7 protein-coding genes and 1 pseudogene are annotated in these 6275 nt (G+C 42.7%); all 8 read right to left on the bottom strand.

Features of this window, described 5'->3' with window-relative positions; translation table 11 throughout:
- Position 1 precedes the first annotated feature (1 nt).
- Positions 2-535 (bottom strand): hypothetical protein, encoded by a 534-nt coding sequence (locus L1028_RS29605; protein ID WP_234541710.1) that lies wholly within the window; start codon positions 533-535, stop codon positions 2-4.
- Positions 536-720: 185 nt separating this feature from the next.
- Positions 721-1038, bottom strand: coding sequence for an NUDIX domain-containing protein (locus L1028_RS29610; protein WP_234541712.1), 318 nt, complete (start codon positions 1036-1038; stop codon positions 721-723).
- A gap of 25 nt (positions 1039-1063) precedes the next feature.
- Positions 1064-1931, bottom strand: a pseudogene (locus L1028_RS29615) (serine/threonine protein kinase).
- A gap of 83 nt (positions 1932-2014) precedes the next feature.
- On the bottom strand, positions 2015-2284 hold the full coding sequence (locus L1028_RS29620; RefSeq protein WP_234541713.1) for a PQ-loop domain-containing transporter: 270 nt from the start codon (positions 2282-2284) through the stop codon (positions 2015-2017).
- Between the two features lie 86 nt (positions 2285-2370).
- Positions 2371-3345 carry an ROK family protein gene (locus L1028_RS29625; protein ID WP_234541714.1) on the bottom strand — a complete coding sequence of 325 codons (975 nt, stop codon included), beginning with the start codon at positions 3343-3345 and terminating at the stop codon, positions 2371-2373.
- A gap of 106 nt (positions 3346-3451) precedes the next feature.
- The gene (pdxR, locus tag L1028_RS29630) at positions 3452-4960 is read right to left on the bottom strand and encodes a MocR-like pyridoxine biosynthesis transcription factor PdxR (RefSeq protein WP_234541715.1); all 1509 of its coding nucleotides are present in this window, start codon (positions 4958-4960) and stop codon (positions 3452-3454) included.
- Positions 4961-4993: 33 nt separating this feature from the next.
- On the bottom strand, positions 4994-5305 hold the full coding sequence (locus L1028_RS29635; RefSeq protein WP_234541716.1) for an AzlD domain-containing protein: 312 nt from the start codon (positions 5303-5305) through the stop codon (positions 4994-4996).
- Positions 5302-6045, bottom strand: a complete 744-nt coding sequence (locus L1028_RS29640; RefSeq protein WP_234541717.1) for an AzlC family ABC transporter permease — start codon at positions 6043-6045, stop codon at positions 5302-5304. Before L1028_RS29640 ends, L1028_RS29635 begins: the two co-directional genes overlap by 4 nt.
- Between the last annotated feature and the right edge of the window lie 230 nt (positions 6046-6275).

Below are 6275 nucleotides of genomic sequence, written 5' to 3' on the forward strand. Positions count from 1 at the left end.
CTTAGTCTTTCTCTTCTCCAACAACATCCCAGCGATGGCGAAATTTCAGTAGCCTTGGATGAAGTGATGAAGGTGCAGATGGCAACAATAAGCGAATCTTTACAATCCACTCTTCAAAAGAGGAATAAGACGCAAACTGATTCGCCACTTCAGGTGTTAAATACAAAAAAATCGGCGAAGGATAGATTTCTGCAAGATGTCGAAGCGCAGAATCAAGCGGAGTATACTTTTTTCGTTTCCCCTCCAAACTCTCTACCGTGACAAAGCTACGTCCTTGCTCCCTTTTCCATTCATGCAGCCGGTCTTCACGCTTGTAATAAGCGCTCACCGGCTCTTTGGTCATCCGTCTCACCGTTTCTTCATGCAGTGGATAGAGCACCAGCTTTGTGAAACGCCGATCTGCTGCTGTTTTTGCCGCGATTTCAAGCTCTTGATCGGATATATGTTCAAAAGAATCGTAAAACACTAATGTCCCTTTACGTTGTTCAACCGGTGGCTCATATCCGTAGGGAACATGCTGAATGTCTCTTTTCAATGAAATCCCTCCTGCTTGTTCTTTTTATTAATCATATCATGTGACAACAGCGGGGCTATCATTCTTATCTTTCAGCTGAAGACGAATCGTTGATGAAATCCTGAACTTTTGAAATTAGAATTGGATAAATCAAGGGATACGTCAACTCGGTTGGTATATCGGTAAATCCTTTGATTTCTGCCATCTCATATGGTGGTAGCAGCGAATTGTTCCACATTAGCGAAGTATAGCTTTCCAAAACTCCCAGGTGCATCATCAATAATGACCGTATATACAGCTATAGGAACGATAGAGAATTGCTCCGCTCCAGTTTCTTCATATAATTCTCTAGCAGCAGCCTGCTCCGGTGTTTCGCCAATCTCTATATGTCCTCCGGCAAACTCCCACGTCGAACGGTTCTGATGTCTCACCAAGATCCATTCTTCACCATGCTTAACCATAATAACAACGTACTCTATATCAACTTCGTTTTCTTTTTCCAGATTAAACAAGTTTACCTGCAATTCTATCCCCCACTTCCCACCCGCCTCAAACAATCTCTGCTCTATCCCAAGCTGATTTAAATTCCGCTACACTCTGATACCGCTGCTCACGCTCCAGGATAACCGCCCGTAAAACAACATCGTGGTGGGCTTCGCTCGCTTCCCATTTTGCAAACGACCGGTCGGAGGCTCCTCCTAAAAGAACAAATGCTGTTGCGCCCATATTAAATACATTTGTAACTTCATCAATCGGAGAACCCAAGATAAACTCTTCCGGTGAGTTGAATCTCGTTGAGCCCCAGAAGTTCTCTCCCAGATCATTTACAGTAGGCTTAGGTCTATAAAAATCAATATCACAAATCCTTATTTCATCATTCTCAAAATTATAAAGAATACTTCCATCGTAAAAATCGACAGCCACATAACCCTGTAACTCAACATGTTCATGAAACGAAAAGATTACGTCTAAAGACGCTAAACGTTTTTCAATAGATAATTGCTTATAGCGGTAAAAAGGCGATTCCGGATGGTTCAACTTAGCTTCTCCCGTAAACAGCCAATGCGAATGTAAACATTCACCTTCGAACCATTCAAACACCGCTGCATATCCCGCTCCAACTTCAAAATGTGACACCAGAGAGATCAGCGCTTCAGATTCAAGCTCATTATACAATGGAATAGCTTTAATCAAATTATCAACAGCATCCGAGGGGTTCCCATCGTAAGTCAAAGGCTTTGCACCAGCAAATTTCACAAAATACTTCTGACCCTCCTTCTCCACACCAAAAGAAAGATTTCCCGAGTCCTGCTGATCGAACACTTTGAACACCCTACCAAGTTTAGATAACCAATCAAGGCTCATGCAATTGAAAAGTTACCGCATCGATTTCGTATGTATAATATTTTTCGCTCAAATGTACCTCCGCATTTACTAACCTAAGTTAGCTCTATTTTCATAAAGATTCCGGCGATGGTTGATTCTTGTTCCTAACTTCATTCATGACCTTATTCGATATTTAAGCACTAGAATAATAACCAGCAATACAACACATAAGGACATCGTATTCGTAATCAAAAAAGCTAAACCTACTCCCGTAACCGCCAAACTTATCGCGTATGCTTCCATTAGACTAATCCCGAACAGCATAAGTAAATACGACTTCAAATTTAAATCGGCTACGGATTTTGATTTGAGGATTTGAATAATTTGAGGAATCCATCCTAAAGACAGGATCACTCCTCCTATTAATTGCATGATTGCAAACATATGAGCACCTCCACGGATTTTATTACTGTTGTATTCCGGGCGGCTCCGTCTGGTTCCAGTTATACTAAATTAACAAGTAATTTTAGCTACTCTGCTTCTTTAAGCTTACCATATGCATAAGAGGCGGCACCAATAGTTCCTGCCCGACTCCCAAGCGAAGCTTGAACAATTTCACACTTACTGCCAGATAGCTTCAACGCATGCTGACTTACAGTTTCTCTTACAGGTTGGAGCAACTTATCGCCCGCTGCTGCCATCCCCCCACCTACAATAATAAGATCAGGGTTGAGCAAATTCACTACATTCGCTAGTCCAAAGCCAAGTATAGTTCCAGTCTCCCGCATGACCTCCATAGAGAGAGCATCTCCGAGTTCGTAGGCTTCGGATATCATTAGCGCGGTAATTTGCTCTTCTTGATCATTAGTCCAGGTCTGAATCATACTGGTTCGGCCTTCCTTCAGCTTCTCTTTAAAAGTGTTCACCATGCCAAGCGCGGAGACATATCGTCCCAAGCAGCCCGAGCTCCCACATTTACAAGGTCGTCCGTTCCTGTACATATTCATGTGCCCAATTTCACCAGCGCTATATGACGTGCCGTAGATTACTTTCCCGTTGTTCACGATACCGGATCCTAAACCCGTTCCCAAAGTAATCAGAACTAGATTGTTGTAACCTCTGCCTGCACCTTGCTGCCATTCTCCATACAGATTTCCCCTTACATCGTTATCTATAAAAATAGGAAAATCATAAAACCGCTTCATCTCGTCAACAACATGTACTTGCTCCCACCCCGGAAAATTCGGCGAGAAAAAAGAAATACCCGCTACCGGATCAAGTAATCCGGGCACTCCGATTCCCATACCTGCTACTAAATCTAACGAAATATCCGCTTCGACCGTAATCAAACGTACAGCTTCTCTAATCCGTTCCAGCACATGTAATGGGCCTTTAGCTGCCTCTGTAGGTGTAGATATTTCTTTTACAGCTATAAAATCGAAATCGTAAATTCCTGCTTTGATATTCGTTCCACCGAGATCAATTCCTATAATGTAGCGTTTCATAAGAACCTCCAGAATTAGAAATAACTTCTCCTTTTATTATGAATGCCTGAAGGCTGAAACTATAGAGGGAACATACAAGTTATATGATAAAGTTCCAACATTTCTATTACAAATGACTACTACTAACTGTCGCTTCTGCTTCGGCTAACATCAGTCTGTTCACACCCATCTTAATCTGATTCTCAGTGAGATTAGAATAGCCTAGTAGAAACACCGGTCCCTTAGGTTTACTCTCCAGAAAATAAGAAGAAGCAGGATATACGCGAACTCCGTAACGGAGCGCCACTTCAGCTATACGATTCTCTTCGGCATCCGACTCCAGCTCAATCAGTAAGTGCAGTCCCGCTTCCTCGCCATAATATCGCACACGACTTCCAAATTCAGTATTCAAGCTGTTTACGAGGCAGGCTCTACGAGAAGCATACAGCTTACCCATCTGTGTAACATGCCTTGCATAGTGACCATTCTGAATAAATTCAGCTAACGCTTCCTGATCCAAAGCAGAAGACATTCGATCTGTAATCCATTTAACAGCCAAAAAAGGTTGAAGCAAAGCCGGAGGCAACACAACATAACCTATCCGCAGAGAAGGAAATAATACTTTACTAAAGCTGCCTACATAAATGACTCGACCCTCAACATCTAGACCAGCAAGCGCGGATAATTTCGGACCCTCGTACCTATATTCACTGTCATAATCGTCTTCAATAATAAAAGCATGATTAGCTTTCGCCCAATCCAACAGCTGAACTCTTCTTTTCAAGGACAGTGTCGTCCCAAAAGGGAACTGGTGAGAAGGCGTAACATAGACTAGCTTTGGCGATTTTTTCAGAATACCTTCTTTATCGTTATCACTGTTTGTTTGGATCTCTTCCACACAGATGCCATCTTGATCTACGTTAACAGGTATGACCTCTACCCCAGCAAAAGAAAATATTTCACGCACAACGCTATGTGAAGGATCTTCAACAATGACTTGATCACCTTTAAATAAGAAAATCCTCGATAAAATATCAAGAGCTTGCGTAGCTCCAGAAGTAATCACGATTTGTTCCGGAACAACGGGCATAGATCGTGTGGAACGTAGTAACCGTGCAATCTCACGGCGCAGTCCCAGTGAACCTTCCGCGGGTCCATAACCTAAAGTATCCGGTGACGCGCGGCGGCAAGCATTCATTAGAGCTTTTTGCCACTGATCCATAGGAAACGCGTCCCAAGCAGGCACACCATGCCGAAAATCACAGAATACCGGGTTCAAATGGTCAACTTCTCTAGAAGAAGGAGGATTAAGCGTAAGGAAATCAGGTCCCTTAGTTATAAAATTGTAAGGGCTCTCATAAACATTTGTAATTTTCTCCTCCAAGGTCAGCTCCGCAATAAACGTTCCCGCCCCTTTTCTCATCTCCAGATACCCTTCTGCCTGAAGTAGCTCATAGGATTGAAGGATCACACTTCTGGATACTCCAAGCTGATTGGCCAAAGTTCTAGACGGAGGTAGGGGGTCACCCCCAGTTAAAGCTCCAGAATGGATAGCATTTCGAACTTGCTCGTAAATTTGACGGCTAAATGGAATCTGCCGTTCTTTATCGAGTGTGATCAGCAAATCATGCTTCATAAGAGGTCCTCCCCTTCTGTTCCGACTTTTGATTTAAAAATAAAGGGTTAGCATTTTTACGAGTATTGCTGCGGAAACAGAGCCTAGAATCACGAGGAGCAGCGGGATTTTTCTAATTAATACCAGTATAACAGCGACAGTCCCTGCTGCGATACCCACAAGATTAACATCTGGGTCTACCTGAATGATTCCAGGTACCGTTAACGCACTAAGAACCGCTATGGGCAAATACTCCAGCAGCGCTTGGACTTTGGAAGAACCATTCGTACGGTTCGTAAGCAGTAATGGCACAAAACGAAATAAAAATGTAATAACAGCCATACCTATGATGATTAACATAGTCATACGGATACCCCCTTCTCCGCTTCGACTTGCCCTTTAATTAAGGAACCCACTGCCATGCCAATTAGCATAGCTATAAGGATCGAAGAGTTTCCCAGCAAAGGGTTCAGTAGCCAAGATGATCCTGCAGCTGATATACATATAGCCATATTCCGTAAGCTGCCTTTCAATTGAGGTACAACAAGTGCAATTAGTAAGGCATATAATGACGTGTTTAGCGCCGGTAAATATAAAGCTGGGATATAGGAGGCAAGGGTTATCCCCGAAGCTGTTGCTAACAGGTTAGCGACATAGGGAGGGATTTGTAGGCCTAGCAGATAAGGAAGTCCTAAGGGCTGGTTCATTTTTTCATTCTCCGTTTTACGATTTACTTCTTCTCGAGGGATCATACTAACTGCATATACCTCTTCTGTTAAACTGAAGCCAATCCAAGTTCTCGCTAGTACACTGATGTTACGATTTAACTGCCCTCCAAAGGATAAGCTAATAAACAAATATCTTAAGTTAATGATCAGGGTAAGCAGTAAAATCACTGGAGCGGCTGTTCCTGCGGCAAGCATTTTTACACCGATAAATTGACTAGCCCCCGCAAATACGAGCGCTGACAATAAGAATACTTCCAGACTTCCTAGACCTAACCCCTTACCGACCAATCCAAACGTAAAGCAAGCTGGGATAAATCCTGCAACAATTGCGATAGAATCTCTTAGCCCTGTTCTAAACATTACTTTCTGATCATTCATAAGTTTCTCTCTCCCTTATCGTTTTTACTAGAGAGAGCATACTTGGATTCAGTTCCAGTGAAAATAACCACATTGGTGCGTATGTACCATACCAATTTCTTTTCTCACAAAAAAAGGGGCTGTCCCATAAGTAGATATTCTACTAGCGGAGATAGTCTCTCTATCCTCTTAAAAGTTTAAAACGTCAACAGAGCAGCGATTCTCCTGTTATTGGAGAATCGCTGCTCTGC

Source organism: Paenibacillus pseudetheri (assembly GCF_924513355.1).
Taxonomy (GTDB): Bacteria; Bacillota; Bacilli; order Paenibacillales; family Paenibacillaceae; genus Paenibacillus_AQ; species Paenibacillus_AQ pseudetheri.